The sequence below is a fragment of the Rhizobium sp. S163 genome (assembly GCF_030380805.1).
Classification (GTDB): Bacteria; Pseudomonadota; Alphaproteobacteria; order Rhizobiales; family Rhizobiaceae; genus Rhizobium.
In genome coordinates, this window is record NZ_JAUDSA010000038.1 from 182807 (window position 1) to 195303 (window position 12497).

Sequence of the window (12497 nt, forward strand, 5' to 3'; positions counted from 1 at the left end):
AAGATGAAGTCCTGCTTTCCAGGCGTTGTGAGCGCCACCAGCCAATCGAGTACCCGCATGCCCCCATTCCGGATGAGCGCAAGGCGAACGAGCATGCTCGGCGCGCTGCTTGCCACCCTCGGCCCGATCTCCATGTCGATCTACACGCCCGCCATGCCGGAGCTGGTGGGCGCCTTTCACACCACGGATTCGGCGATCAAGCTGACGCTGTCGCTTTATTTCGCCGGCTTCTCGATCGCCCAGCTGCTCGCCGGCCCGCTGTCGGATGCCTTCGGCCGCCGCACCGCGACGCTTCTCTTCGTCGGCATCTACATGGTGGGAAGCCTTCTCTCGGCGTTTGCGCCCGGCATCGAATGGCTGCTCGCCGGCCGCCTGATCCAGGGCATCGGCGCCTCGGTCGGGATAACAGTGGCGCGCGCCATCGTCCGCGACCAGTTCACCGGCGCCGATGCCTCCAGGATCATGAACCTGATCGGCATCATGATCGCCATCGGCCCGGCAATCGCGCCGACCGTCGGCGGCCTCGCGCTCGCAGCCTTCGGCTGGCAGTCGGTGTTCTTCCTGTTGATCGGCTTCGGCCTGATGATCTGCCTCTCGGTCCTCGTCTTCATGCGCGAGACCAGCACGCCCGACCGCCGCCGCGCCTTGCCCGGCCCGCTGCTACAGGCCTATGCCGAGCTCGCCCGCGAACCACGCTTCATCTCCGCCTCGCTGGTGCTCGGCGGCTCGATCGGCGCGCTCTACGCACAGGCAACGATGCTGCCCTTCATCCTGATCAAGGTGGTCGGCCTCTCGCCCACGGCCTTCGGCCTCGGCATGCTGATGCAATCCGGCTCGTATTTCGCAGGCTCGGTCGTCCTCCGCATGACTTCGGCAAGGCTCGGCGGCGATGGCTCTGTGCGAACAGGTCTCGGCCTGCTCGGCCTCTCCGGCATCATGATCGCGCTCTCGGTTGCCTTCGTGACACCAAGCTATCTCTCGATCATGGGCCCGGTCGCCTTCCTGGCCTTCGGCCTCGCCTTCCTCACCCCGCACATGACGACCTCGGGCCTCTTCCCCTTCCCGCACATCGCCGGCTCCGCCTCTGCGATGATGGGCTTCATCCAGATGGGTGGCGGCTTCACCGGCGGCCTGATCGCCTCGTTGATCGGTGTGCCCCTCAGAGCCTTCGGCACCATCATCCCGATGATGGCCCTGATCGCGATCCTCAGCTACCTCTGGTTCGTGAACGCCACCCGCCGCGCCGCGAGGGTGTCGCATTCCAGCCTGGGGGAGTGAGAGGCAAGGCCGTGAGCCGAAGGACCGCGGAAAGTGTAGTGGCCGCCCCTCCGAGCAGCTTTGCAACTCCGGCGTCCGCAAAGCCTTGCCTCTTGCCGCTGGCTGCTTTAGCTCATGAATGAAATGGAGCAGACCTAATGATTTTCATGGTAATCGCGGTCCCGATCGTCTTGGTCTGCTTCCTGCTGTTTCCCCGCCACACGCTGATCGTCGTTGCCGCCCTGGCCTGCGTCGGCGCCGCCGTTGGTATCTATCTCTATTTCCAGCAATCCGACCGCCTGAACTCGGCAAGCCTGGTGTCGGGCACGAGCAGCGGAACCAGCGGTTGCCAGGATCCGGACAAGCCGGTTTTTGTCGAGCTCTCGAACGCCTCCGACCGGCAGGTCAATATCGTGCGCTTCCGGCTGATCGCGAAGCGTCCGGGGTTCAGCGGCGAGGTCTATTCGGATTATTTCAGCAGCGACAAGATCATCGCGCCGCATAGCGACTACGGCAGCTGCTGGGCACTGAACCGCTACAGGGGCCTGGACACTCTGCCGGGCCGACCCGCACCTAGTGATTTCGAATGGTCCGTCGATATCTCGTCGGTCGATTTCGCCGGCAACTAAGCGCACGTCCCAAGGCCCCTCGATCGACCAAAGAAAAACCGCCTGCAACATCCCTGCTGCAAGCGGTTCTGATCGTCTCGAACTTGTCGTCTGGATCAAGGGCGACAGTGTCGCCCTGTCTCTCGCTCTTCGTCTTACTTGCGGTTGCCCATGAACTGCAGCAGGAACATGAAGAGGTTGATGAAGTCGAGGTAGAGCGTCAGCGCGCCCATGATCGCCTTGCGGCCGGCCATGGTGGCGTCGTCGGCGGCGTAGTACATTTCCTTGATGCGCTGCGTGTCGTAGGCGGTCAGGCCTGCGAAGATCAGCACGCCGATCACCGAGATCGCAAACTGCATGGCCGAGGAGGCCAGGAAGATGTTGACGATCGAGGCGATGATCAGGCCGAAGAGACCCATCATCAGGAACGAGCCCATGGCCGACAGGTCACGACGGGTCGTGTAGCCGTAGAGCGAGAGCGCGCCGAACGAGGCGGCCGTCACGAAGAAGGTCTGCACGACGCTCTGGCCGGTGTAGATCAGGAAGATCGACGACAGCGACAGGCCGACAAGCGCTGCATAGACCGCGAAGGTCGTCTGCGCGGCCGATACGCTCATCGAATTGATCCTGAAGCTCAGGAAGAAGACCAGCGCCAGCGGAGCGAAGATCACCACCCACTTCAGCGGGCTGGTGTAGATCGCGGCGCCGAATGCGGTCAGCTGGCCGTCGGAGACGGCGAATGTGAATGCGAAATAGGCGGCCAGGCCGGTGATCGCCAGGCCGATAGCCATCAGGTTGTAAACCTTCAGCATATAGCTGCGAAGGCCCTGATCGATCTCGCCGGTCTGGACACCGCTCTGAACGCGGCCCTGGTAATTTCTTAGGTCAGCCATGATTTCCTCTTGTCAGCCCCGAATGAACACGGTGTCGGGTTTTCTTGCCCGGGCGCCGCTGCGGAGCTTCAGCATGCCTGCGGATAATATGAGCCTTTCGCCCTTTGCAAACAAGAGCCTTGCAACCCGCGATCGGGTTAAATCGCCGTAAGGTGCCGGAATTATTTCAACCCGGCCACTCAGAGCTCGCGCAAAACGGGTGCCGCCTTCTGGCCGAGAATGCGCCATGTGCCGATCAGGCCGATGCCGACGGTCAGCACCAAGGCCGTGACGATCGTCATCCCGGCGACGTCAGGGAGGAACTCCGAGGGGATCTTCATGATGCGGGCGACGATGAACCAGGCGGCGACACCGCCCGAAAGCAGCGCGAAGACCGCGGTTGCAAGCCCGAGGATCAGATACTCGTAGCAGAAGGCGCGCATCAGCATGCGCCTTGTGGCGCCGAGCGTCTTCAGCACCACGGCGTCATGGGTGCGGGCGCGGTTGCCGGCGGCAAGGGCGCCTGCGAGCACCAGCACCGAGGCGATGAGGGCAACAGAGGCCGCAGCGCGGATCGCGGTCGCCAGCTGCGCCACCAGTGAATTGACGATGTCGATCGCATCCTTGACGCGCACGCTGGTGATCGTCGGATAGGTGTTCGTGACCGATTTCAGGATCGCGGCTTCCTGCGAGGATGTCGCCTTGGGATCGGTAAGCGTTGCCAGCCAGGCATGCGGAGCGCCCTTGAAGGTGTTGGGCGAGAAGACCATGACGAAATTGATCGACAGGCTCTCCCACTGCACCTTGCGCAGATTGGCGATCTTCGCCGTCATGTTGCGGCCGAGCACGTTGACGGTGACGGTATCGCCGACCTTGAGGCCGAGTTCGCCTGCCTCTTCCGCCGAAAACGAGACCAGCGGTTCGCCGCTGTAATCCTTGTCCCACCATGTGCCCTCGGTCAGGGCGGCGTTTTCGGGAAGCGTCTCGGAGTAGGTGATGCCGCGGTCGCCGCGCAGCACCCACTGGCCCGATGGCGGCACCTTGCGCTTGGTCACGTCCTCGCCGTTGAAGGCAAGGATGCGGCCGCGCAACATCGGCACCTCGACGAGCTTGCCCTCGGGCGCATCGGTTTTCACCAGATTGCGGAAGCCGTCGAGCTCGGCGCCCTGGATATCGACGAAGAAGAAGTTGGGCGCGCCATCGGCCATGCGGCCGGTGAGCTGCTGGCGCAGATTGCCGTCGATCAGCGTCAGGGTGACGAGCAGCGCCAGGCCGAGGCCAAGCGAGAGCACGACGGAAGGCGTGAGCGCGCCGGGGCGGTGGATGTTGCCGATCGCAAGCCTCAGCGCCGGCGAATTGACGCGCGGGCTGCGGCGGGCAAGCCAGGCGATGCCGGCTGCCACCAGCCTGAGGACAACGAAGGCAAAGGCGATGGCGCCGATGAAGACCACGGCGATGAAGCGATCATGGGCGGTCGCCACCGCAAGAGCGGCAAGTGCTGCGAGGAAGACGGCGGCCATCAGAATGTAGGGCCAGGAAGGCAGGCGGCGCGCCTCGAAGCCCTGCTCGCGAAACAGCGCCGTCGGCGGCACTTCGCGGGCGTGGCCGAGCGGCATGATGGCGAAGGCGAGCGTCGTCAGCACACCGAAGAGGACGGCCAGCGACAGCGCCACCGGATAGAGCGTCGGCGCGGTCGAGACCGGCAGGAACTGCGCCAGGAACTGGGCCGCCAGAATGGGGGCGGCCGCGCCGATGACGAGACCGATGGCGATGCCGCCAAGCGCGATCAGGCCGATCTGGAAGAGGTAGATGAGGACAACCGTCGATGCCGGAGCGCCCAGGCATTTGAAGGTCGCGATCGTCGTGCGCTTGGCATCGAGGAAGGCGCGCACGGCATTCGCCACGCCGACGCCGCCGACGATCAGCGCGGTCAGGCCAACCAGTGTCAGGAATTGCGAGAAACGCTCGATGTTTTCGGTAAGCGAAGGGGCGGCGCGGTCGCTTGTGCGGATCGACCAGCCGGCCGAGGGGAAATCCTTGGTGGCGCGGTCGCGGATGCCAGCCATGTCCGATCGGTCGTTCAGCTTGACCTTGTAGCTGTGCTCGACAAGGCTGCCGGTCTGGATCAGGCCCGAGGCCTGCAGAGCCTGGCGGCTCACCATCAGCCGCGGCGCAAAGCCGAAGCCTTCGGAGACCGCGTCCGGCTCGGTCTTAACGGTGCCGGTGATGTTGACGATGACATTGCCGAGCAGCAACTCGTCGCCGATCTTGAGGCCGAGGCGTTCCAGAAGCAGCGGCGCGGCCAGCGCGCCATAGGTGCCGTCCTGATCGGCAAGAAGCGTATGCAGCGGGTAGTTGGGCTCGGCCTCGAAGCTGCCGTAGAGGGGATAGGCATCATCGACGGCCTTGACCTCGACCAGCGCCTGATCCGATCCATCCGGCTTGCGGGCCATGGAGCGCAGGCCCGTCGAGACCGAGACCTTGCCGAGCGAGCGCAGGAAATCCAGCTCGTTGGCGGCCGCTTCGCGGTTGTTGAGCTCGAAGCGGACGTCGCCGGCCAGAATCTCCTGGCCGCGCGTGGCAATCGTGTCGGTGATCGACTGCGAGACCGAATTGACCGCGGCAATCGCCCCTGTGCCGAGCGCGATGCAGGCGAGGAAGATGTAGAAGCCTCTCAGGCCGCCGCGCAGCTCACGAAGGGCAAGACGGAAGGCGAGCGCGATACGCGGGGTGATCAGCGTCATGCAATGGCCACTTCGGCTTCAATCGCGGCGCTATCGCCTTCTATCTTGCCGGAGCGGACGCGGATCTGGCGCGAGCAGCGCTTGGCGAGCGCGTTGTCGTGGGTGACGAGCACCAGCGTCATGCCGCGCTCGGCCTGCTTGGAAAACAAAAGGTCGGCGATCTGGCGGCCGGTGTCGGTGTCGAGATTGCCGGTTGGTTCATCCGCGATCAGAAGCGCCGGTGATGGCGCAAGCGCGCGGGCGATCGCCACGCGCTGCTGCTCGCCGCCGGAAAGCTGGCCGGGATAATGGTTCAACCGGTCGCCGAGGCCGACGGATTTCAGCTCGCGACGGGCGATCTCGAAGGGATTGGCGACATTGGCGAGCTCGAGCGGCACGGCGACGTTTTCAAGCGCCGTCATGTTGGCGATCAGGTGGAAGGACTGGAAGACGATGCCGATATTGCGGCCACGGAAATCGGCGACCTGATCCTCGCTCATCGTGTGCAGGGGAGCTTCGTTGATATTGATCTCGCCGCTATCCAGCCGCTCGAGACCGGCCAGCACCATCAGCAGCGTCGACTTGCCGGAACCGGAAGGGCCGACGATGCCGACCGATTCACCGGCGGCGATCTCAAGGTCGATGCCCTTCAGCACATGCACGGAGGCGGCGGCACTGCCGAGCGTCAGATCGGCCCGTTTCAGATCGATGATGGTTTTTGCCAACGGTAAATGCCCTACCTATATGAAAGCCCAGCTGCCGCCAATTTAGGGACAATGGAATGAGATTTAAAGTTGCGGGTCTTCACATCGCTGTCATCGTCTTTTCGATGATGCTTTCGGTTTCAGCGCAGGCGCGCACGATCAATCTCGTCGGTTTCGGCGACAGCCTGATGGCGGGATACCAGCTGCCGCCCGGCGACGGCTTTCCGGAGAAGCTGCAGGCAGCGCTGAAGGCCAAGGGGCTCGACGTTGCCGTCGCCAATGCCGGCGTCTCCGGCGACACCACGACAGGCGGGCTTTCGCGCATCGACTGGTCGGTGCCGGATGGCACCGATGCGGTCATTCTGGAGCTCGGCGCCAACGACGCGCTGCGCGGTATCGCGCCCGAACAAAGTGAAGAGAATCTCGACCAAATGATTACCCGGCTCAAGGAACGCGGCATCGCGGTCTTCCTCGCCGGCATGATGGCGCCGCCGAACATGGGTGGCGACTACGCGGCGCGGTTCAATCCGATCTACGAGAAACTCGCGAGGAAACATGGGCTTACGCTCTATCCGTTCTTCCTCGACGGCGTCGTTCTCGATGCGTCGCTGAAGCTGGAAGACGGCATGCACCCCAATTCCAAAGGCGTGGATACCATGGTTCAAAAGATGGAACCGGCAATCACACAATTCATTGGAACGTTGCCGACTGTGAAGAATTAGGGACTTGCGCACGTGATCAATGCGTGATTCCGTGTGAGCACCTGCAAAAGATTCGGGGAGTGCTCGTTATGCCGAGACTGTTTACCGCCCTCGAAATTCCGCGCAATGCGGCGATGAGCCTGTCATTGTTGCGCGGTGGTCTCCCTGGCGCCCGATGGATCGATGTGGAAAATTACCACATCACCCTGCGCTTCATCGGCGATGTCGATAATCGCACGGCTGACGAGATCGTCGACCGGCTCGACCGCATCGACAGGCCGGAATTCCAGATCAAGCTCGACGGTATCGGCGCTTTCGGTTCCAAGAAGCCGCATTCGGTCTGGGCCGGTGTCACGCAAAATCCCGAGATGTATGCCCTGCAGGCCGAAATCGAGCGGATCTGCCAGCGGATCGGCCTTCCGCCGGATCCGCGCAAGTTCACCCCGCATGTGACGCTGGCGCGGCTGAAATCCTCGCGCGTCGACGATGTCGTGCACTATCTCGCCGGACGCGGCAATTTCCAGACCGCATCCTTCACCGTGCCGCGCTTCGTGCTTCTGTCGTCGCGCGATTCGGTCGGCGGCGGGCCTTATCTGACGGAAGAGGTGTTCCCGCTGCGCGAGGCGCTGTCTGCGCCGAGCGTCGACAACAGTTTCCTGCAGCCGGCCAAGAGCCTGGCATAAACGGCCTCGAAGCCGTCGGCGCCGCCATAATAGGGATCGGGGATATCCTCTCCGCTCCCGAGTGCCAGATCACCGAACAGATGGATGTTCCCCGCATCGGGATCGAGCGCCTTCAAGGCCGCGACATTGTTTCGGTCCATGGCGATGATCAGATCGAAATCGGCAAAATCATCTCTGCGGATGCGCCGCGCGCGCTGAGCTGATATGTCTATGCCGTGATGGCGGGCGGTCGCGATTGACCGTCGGTCTGGCTCATCGCCCACATGCCAGCTGCCGGTGCCGGCGGAATCGACGAGAAAGCGGTCGGAAAGGCCGGCTTCGGAGGCGAGATGGCTGAAGACGCCTTCGGCCAGCGGCGAACGGCAGATATTGCCCATGCAAACAAACAGGATACTGGTGCGTTTCATAAGAGACCCATGGTGAACGCAAAGGACAATCGCATGAAACGGGACAAACTGGAACGCCAGGCGATTAGCGACGAACTGGCGAAACTCGAAGGCTGGTCGCTCGGCGATGGCGGCAAGTCGATCACCAAGAGCTACAAGTTCAAGAACTTCGTCGAGGCCTTCGGCTTCATGACGGAGGCGGCGCTGGCAGCCGAAAAGCTCGACCATCATCCGGAATGGTTCAACGTCTATTCCAAGGTGGATGTGACGCTGAGCACCCATTCGGCCGACGGGCTGACGGAGCTCGATTTCAAGCTGGCCGGCCTGATGGAGAAGGCGGCGGCGCTGCGGATCGATTGAATCACGGCCGAAGACCCCCCATATTCGGGCTGACCTGAAAGGGGCCAACTGGAGCACAAAGGGCCAAGTGGACATGGACGACGTCAAATACGGTGAAATCCTGCTGCCGGGCGATGAAGAAACGCAGGAGCGGCGGGAGAAGAGCGTTCGGCAAAAATTCTGGCCGACCTTCCGCAAGGCGGCGCGCAAGATCCCCTTCTCGCGTGATGTCGTGGCCGCCTATTACTGCGCGCTCGACCGTGAGACACCGCTCAAGGTGCGCGGCACGCTGCTTGCGGCACTCGCCTATTTCGTGCTGCCCGTCGACATGATCCCCGACGTGCTTGTCGGCATCGGCTTCACCGACGACATCGCCGTCCTCTCGGCCGCCTTCGCCATGGTCAACCGCCACATCCGCCCCAACCACTACGAAGCCGCCGACAAGGCGCTGCAAGACGCACCCGATCGCGTGCGGCCCGAGGATATGAAGACGGTTTAGGCCGGCTGTTCGCCGGCCCTCACGCTGACATTTCACACTGACCGTTCACACTTGGCGCGCGCCTTTCAGCTGCGCCAGATATTCGCTGCGCGAAAACGGGTTCGGCCCCGATCGACGGCGCACCGGCGCCGCGCCCCTGACCGGCCGATAGCCGAAAAATTCCGTTTCCATCGTCCCGAGACCGCTTGTCAGCGACGGCAACGCGCGTTGGATGTCGTGGACATTGATGGCGGCGATCGTGCCTGAAAGCATCATCATCTCTCCCCTTGCGACTGGCGGTTCGAGCGCAGCGTCGAGGCGCATCAGCAGGCTTTGCACGCGTGGCAGCGCGTCGGCGGGCATGTCGATCGTGATGCGGTCGATCGGCTCGCAGACTTCGGTTCCCGCGATCCGCAATGCCTGTGCCAGTACCAGAGGCGTCAGATTGCGATGGTCCGACGGGGTGCTCGTCGTCCATTTCCGGAGCCTCGTGATCTCGGTGATTGAAACCGAGGCGTTGATCACCTGCCAGCCATGGATGCCCTGGCCGAACGCGGCTTCGAGAGCTTCGTCGATTGCCTTAAAGGCGAATGGCGGTGCCGCACCCGGCTCGACCTCGAAGATCAGCCTGTGCCGGCCTTCGCTTCCGCTCGCTTCGACGCGAAGCCCGATGGTCGCCAGAAACGGATCGGGCGCGTGTTCGATGGCGTTTCCGACGCCGAGGATACGCTCGACATAGATCGGGGATGTGTCGAGGAAGCGCACGGAAAGGCCGTAGTCCGCCTTCAGCGTGTGCTCGATCACCTCCTTCTGGACCTCGCCATAGAGCGATATCGACAGACCGTCCTCGCCGTCGCCCTGCCGCAGATTGATCAGCGGATCCTGTTCCGAGAGTTGGGAGAGGGCCTTCCACAGCGCAGGCGCATCCGCCTTATCATCCGGCAGTATCGCCGCTTCCAGCATGGGCGGCGCGAACTGCCTTTGCGGGGCATTGGCGCGGTCTCCGATCCAGTCGCCGACCTTGATGTCGGAAAGCCCCTTCACTCTGGCGATATCGCCCGCTTGGGCGACGTCGCTGCGTCTCACCCGCCCTTCGGTGAATATCTCGATATCGGTGACGCGGTTTTCCTTGTGGGCGATCGGGATCCGGTCGCGAACGCGCAGGGCGCCTGAGACCACACGAAGCAGCGCAAGCTTCTCTCCCGCCGCATTGCGCTCGACCTTGAAGACGGTTGCCGAGACCGGGCCATCCTTCGGCGGTATCGGTGCCGGAAGGAGATCGGTGATGCCGTCAATCAGCTCCTCGATCCCGGCGCCTGTTATGGCCGAGCCGAAATAGACCGGAAAGATCAGGCCATCGGCGGTCTGCCGCGCCAGCCGTTCGCGCAGCGTACCGGCGTCCACGACGCGATCCTCGGCGAAGGCGGCGAGCAGGTCATCGTCGCGCTCGGCGAGCGCCTGCAGCACGGCGGCGCGGAAGTCGCGATCGTGCCAGGCGCCGGGGTCGAAGCTTGCAAGCGGCGTTCCGGGGGCGCTGACGGATCCCATCGGCACGAGCGCCGTCGTCAGACGATCGCGGAGATTGGCAAGTGCTGCCCCACCGTCTGCGCCGCGCCGATCGACCTTGTTGACGAAGATCACGGTCGGCACCTTCAGCCGGGCAAGGGCCCGCATCAGGACGCGGGTCTGCGCCTGCACGCCCTCGACGGCGGAGATGACGAGCACCGCGCCGTCAAGCACACCGAGCACGCGCTCGACTTCGGCGATGAAATCGGGATGGCCGGGGGTATCCAGAAGATTGATCCGCGTGCCTCGCGCGCTGAACGACGCCACCGCCGAGCGGATGGTGATGCCGCGGTCGCGTTCCAGCTGCAAGGTGTCGGTCTGGGTGTCGCCGGTATCGACGCCGCCAAGCGTCTTGATGACACCGGCGTGAAACAACAGGCGTTCGGTGAGGCTAGTCTTTCCGGCGTCTACATGCGCCAGGATTCCAAGATTGAGTGTTCGCATCGCACAACATGTTCATGGCTACGGGAGTGGCTCCATTGGCTTCGAACATGTGACGGCGCATGTGATTACCTCCATCTGTGGATGAAGGCATCTGATACTACTCTTCCCTTCGTTGCAAGGGCGCGTTGGCGGTTCGGCTCAGGCGTTTTCCGCTTCCAGCACCTTCTTCAGCTTGCCGAAGGCGAGCCGGATGCGGGATTTGACGGTGCCGAGCGGCAGGCCGGTCGATTCGGCGATTTCGGAGTGGGATTGGCCGAGGAAGAAGGCGGCGCGGAGCATTTCGCGTTGCTCTTCGGGCAATTGGCTCACCGCTTCACGAACTTGTGCATCGCGATCGCCATTGGCGACCAGCTCGTCGGCGCCGATCTCGGCGGTCGGCTGCAGCGCCGGATCGTCCTCGTCGAGGATGCGGGCGCGGGCGCGGCGCTGCAGGTCGATGCGGCGATTGCGGGCGATGCGGAAGAGCCAGGTGGAGAGCGACGAGCGCGTTGCGTCGTAGAGATCGGCCTTGTGCCAGAGCACGATCATGACCTCCTGGACGAGCTCTTCGGCCTCGCTTGCGGTCATTTTCTGCCTGAGAAGCCAGGATTTCAGGCGTGGAGCGAAGTAGTCGAACAGGATGGCGAACGCCTGCTGGTCGCGGCGTTCCGCCACAGCCCCAGCCAGGGTAGCGAAGCGCTGTTTGTCCTCGGCGTCCATTCCGTTCGAAAGCCCCCTGGCTCGATGAAATCCTTGACGGATTTCCACTCCTTATTCACGTACATCGGTTTTTCGAAACGTCAAACTCTTGCCGTTATCTTTATGTCTTAAATTCCTTAAGAGCGATGGTTTCAGATCATTTCCGGACTACATCATCCCGAGCGTTAATCCGGCGCTCAACATTGACACCCGGGTGGAAATGGCACAGGCACGGACTTCTCGCGGCCTGCGTTGACGCTTTGGTAACCTGAATTAAGTCAAAATAAAGCAGATCGTGATTATGCGCCGCCCGCTCGCTCGGGCTCGAATCGCAAGAACCGGCAGGAATATCCATGTTTGTAAAAAGTACCGTACTCGCCCTTTCCCTCGTTCTCGCCGGCGCCGGCATCGCATCCGCACAGTCCAAGAAGCCCGCAGCCGCCGCGCAGCAGCCAGCCGCCGCCGCTTCCACCGCGCCGACCCGCATCCAGCAGTTCCAGGCATGGGGCGCCTATTCCTACAAGCAGGGCAACAGCACCGTCTGCTACGTCCTCTCGGTGCCGACCGAAAAGAAGCCCGCCGGCATCGACCACGGCGAGAACTTCTTCATCGTCTCGCAGCGCCCCGGCCAGAACATCTCCTACGAGCCGCAGGCGATGATGGGCTACACCGTCAAGGACGCCTCGAAGATCAACGTCGTCATCGACAACAAGACCTTCGTGATGTTCACCAAGGACAAGGCCGGCTGGGTCGAGAACGCCGCGCAGGAGCCGGCACTGGTCGCCGCCATGAAGGGCGGCCACTCGATGACCGTCAACGCCACCTCGCGCAAGGGCACGGCGACCTCCTACAGCTATTCGCTGGCCGGCATTTCGGCTTCGCTGAAGCAGATTGAAAGCTGCAAGTAAGTTGTGATTCTGGGCGGAGAGGTGGTGCCGTGTGGCCCCCTCATCCGCCTGCCGGCACCTTCTCCCCGCTGGGGAGAAGAGACTCGTGGTTGGCCGCTCGCGCCGACCTTCCCTTCGCCCCAGCGGGGAGAAGGTGGCCCGAAGGGTCGG

At 63.1% G+C, this 12497-nt stretch carries 13 protein-coding genes; 7 read left to right on the forward strand and 6 right to left on the reverse strand.

Annotated elements, in window-relative coordinates; genetic code table 11:
• Positions 1-93 precede the first annotated feature (93 nt).
• Both QTL96_RS29850 and QTL96_RS29855 read left to right on the forward strand, forming a co-directional pair.
• Positions 94-1278 (forward strand): multidrug effflux MFS transporter, encoded by a 1185-nt coding sequence (locus tag QTL96_RS29850; protein ID WP_289730448.1) that lies wholly within the window; start codon positions 94-96, stop codon positions 1276-1278.
• Between the two features lie 137 nt (positions 1279-1415).
• Positions 1416-1886, forward strand: a complete 471-nt coding sequence (locus QTL96_RS29855; protein ID WP_289730278.1) for a hypothetical protein — start codon at positions 1416-1418, stop codon at positions 1884-1886.
• 134 nt (positions 1887-2020) lie between these two features.
• Here the strand turns inward: QTL96_RS29855 and QTL96_RS29860 are convergent, their stop codons facing one another.
• From QTL96_RS29860 to QTL96_RS29870, 3 genes are all read right to left on the reverse strand, one after another.
• Positions 2021-2758: a Bax inhibitor-1/YccA family protein gene (locus QTL96_RS29860; RefSeq protein ID WP_112946012.1), complete on the reverse strand. Its 738-nt coding sequence runs from the start codon at positions 2756-2758 to the stop codon at positions 2021-2023.
• A gap of 179 nt (positions 2759-2937) precedes the next feature.
• Positions 2938-5481: an ABC transporter permease gene (locus QTL96_RS29865; RefSeq protein WP_289730279.1), complete on the reverse strand. Its 2544-nt coding sequence runs from the start codon at positions 5479-5481 to the stop codon at positions 2938-2940.
• On the reverse strand, positions 5478-6185 hold the full coding sequence (locus QTL96_RS29870; RefSeq protein WP_047508859.1) for an ABC transporter ATP-binding protein: 708 nt from the start codon (positions 6183-6185) through the stop codon (positions 5478-5480). The genes QTL96_RS29865 and QTL96_RS29870 overlap by 4 nt, the downstream gene beginning before the upstream one ends.
• 56 nt (positions 6186-6241) lie before the next feature.
• Here QTL96_RS29870 and QTL96_RS29875 point away from each other — a divergent pair, with 56 nt between their 5' ends.
• A complete protein-coding gene (locus QTL96_RS29875) occupies positions 6242-6886 on the forward strand; it encodes an arylesterase (protein ID WP_289730280.1) in 645 nt (214 codons plus the stop codon).
• A gap of 68 nt (positions 6887-6954) precedes the next feature.
• Complete coding sequence (thpR, locus tag QTL96_RS29880) at positions 6955-7548, forward strand: RNA 2',3'-cyclic phosphodiesterase (protein ID WP_209191906.1); 594 nt, start codon at positions 6955-6957, stop codon at positions 7546-7548.
• On the opposite strand, the gene QTL96_RS29885 is transcribed toward thpR, so the two are convergent.
• Positions 7455-7955, reverse strand: a complete 501-nt coding sequence (locus QTL96_RS29885; protein ID WP_289730281.1) for a low molecular weight protein-tyrosine-phosphatase — start codon at positions 7953-7955, stop codon at positions 7455-7457. The two genes, thpR and QTL96_RS29885, sit on opposite strands and share 94 nt — an antisense overlap.
• Before the next feature lie 33 nt (positions 7956-7988).
• On the opposite strand from QTL96_RS29885, the gene QTL96_RS29890 reads away from it, so the two are divergent.
• Both QTL96_RS29890 and QTL96_RS29895 read left to right on the forward strand, forming a co-directional pair.
• The gene (locus QTL96_RS29890; protein ID WP_289730282.1) at positions 7989-8294 is read left to right on the forward strand and encodes a 4a-hydroxytetrahydrobiopterin dehydratase; all 306 of its coding nucleotides are present in this window, start codon (positions 7989-7991) and stop codon (positions 8292-8294) included.
• Between the two features lie 73 nt (positions 8295-8367).
• Complete coding sequence (locus tag QTL96_RS29895; protein WP_018902272.1) at positions 8368-8772, forward strand: YkvA family protein; 405 nt, start codon at positions 8368-8370, stop codon at positions 8770-8772.
• A 45-nt stretch (positions 8773-8817) separates the two neighbouring features.
• Here the strand turns inward: QTL96_RS29895 and QTL96_RS29900 are convergent, their stop codons facing one another.
• Both QTL96_RS29900 and QTL96_RS29905 read right to left on the reverse strand, forming a co-directional pair.
• The gene (locus tag QTL96_RS29900) at positions 8818-10761 is read right to left on the reverse strand and encodes a TetM/TetW/TetO/TetS family tetracycline resistance ribosomal protection protein (protein ID WP_289730283.1); all 1944 of its coding nucleotides are present in this window, start codon (positions 10759-10761) and stop codon (positions 8818-8820) included.
• Positions 10762-10899: 138 nt separating this feature from the next.
• The gene (locus tag QTL96_RS29905; RefSeq protein WP_289730284.1) at positions 10900-11460 is read right to left on the reverse strand and encodes a sigma-70 family RNA polymerase sigma factor; all 561 of its coding nucleotides are present in this window, start codon (positions 11458-11460) and stop codon (positions 10900-10902) included.
• Positions 11461-11792: 332 nt separating this feature from the next.
• On the opposite strand from QTL96_RS29905, the gene QTL96_RS29910 reads away from it, so the two are divergent.
• The gene (locus QTL96_RS29910) at positions 11793-12347 is read left to right on the forward strand and encodes an invasion associated locus B family protein (protein ID WP_018902274.1); all 555 of its coding nucleotides are present in this window, start codon (positions 11793-11795) and stop codon (positions 12345-12347) included.
• The last annotated feature ends 150 nt before the right edge of the window (positions 12348-12497 follow it).

Coding starts and splice junctions, on each gene's coding strand:
- QTL96_RS29850 (WP_289730448.1), top strand. CDS start 94: ATGCTCGGCGCGCTGCTTGCCACCCTCGGCCCGATCTCCATGTCGATC.
- QTL96_RS29855 (WP_289730278.1), top strand. CDS start 1,416: ATGATTTTCATGGTAATCGCGGTCCCGATCGTCTTGGTCTGCTTCCTG.
- QTL96_RS29860 (WP_112946012.1), bottom strand. CDS start 2,758: ATGGCTGACCTAAGAAATTACCAGGGCCGCGTTCAGAGCGGTGTCCAG.
- QTL96_RS29865 (WP_289730279.1), bottom strand. CDS start 5,481: ATGACGCTGATCACCCCGCGTATCGCGCTCGCCTTCCGTCTTGCCCTT.
- QTL96_RS29875 (WP_289730280.1), top strand. CDS start 6,242: ATGAGATTTAAAGTTGCGGGTCTTCACATCGCTGTCATCGTCTTTTCG.
- thpR (WP_209191906.1), top strand. CDS start 6,955: ATGCCGAGACTGTTTACCGCCCTCGAAATTCCGCGCAATGCGGCGATG.
- QTL96_RS29885 (WP_289730281.1), bottom strand. CDS start 7,955: ATGAAACGCACCAGTATCCTGTTTGTTTGCATGGGCAATATCTGCCGT.
- QTL96_RS29890 (WP_289730282.1), top strand. CDS start 7,989: ATGAAACGGGACAAACTGGAACGCCAGGCGATTAGCGACGAACTGGCG.
- QTL96_RS29895 (WP_018902272.1), top strand. CDS start 8,368: ATGGACGACGTCAAATACGGTGAAATCCTGCTGCCGGGCGATGAAGAA.
- QTL96_RS29900 (WP_289730283.1), bottom strand. CDS start 10,761: ATGCGAACACTCAATCTTGGAATCCTGGCGCATGTAGACGCCGGAAAG.
- QTL96_RS29905 (WP_289730284.1), bottom strand. CDS start 11,460: ATGGACGCCGAGGACAAACAGCGCTTCGCTACCCTGGCTGGGGCTGTG.
- QTL96_RS29910 (WP_018902274.1), top strand. CDS start 11,793: ATGTTTGTAAAAAGTACCGTACTCGCCCTTTCCCTCGTTCTCGCCGGC.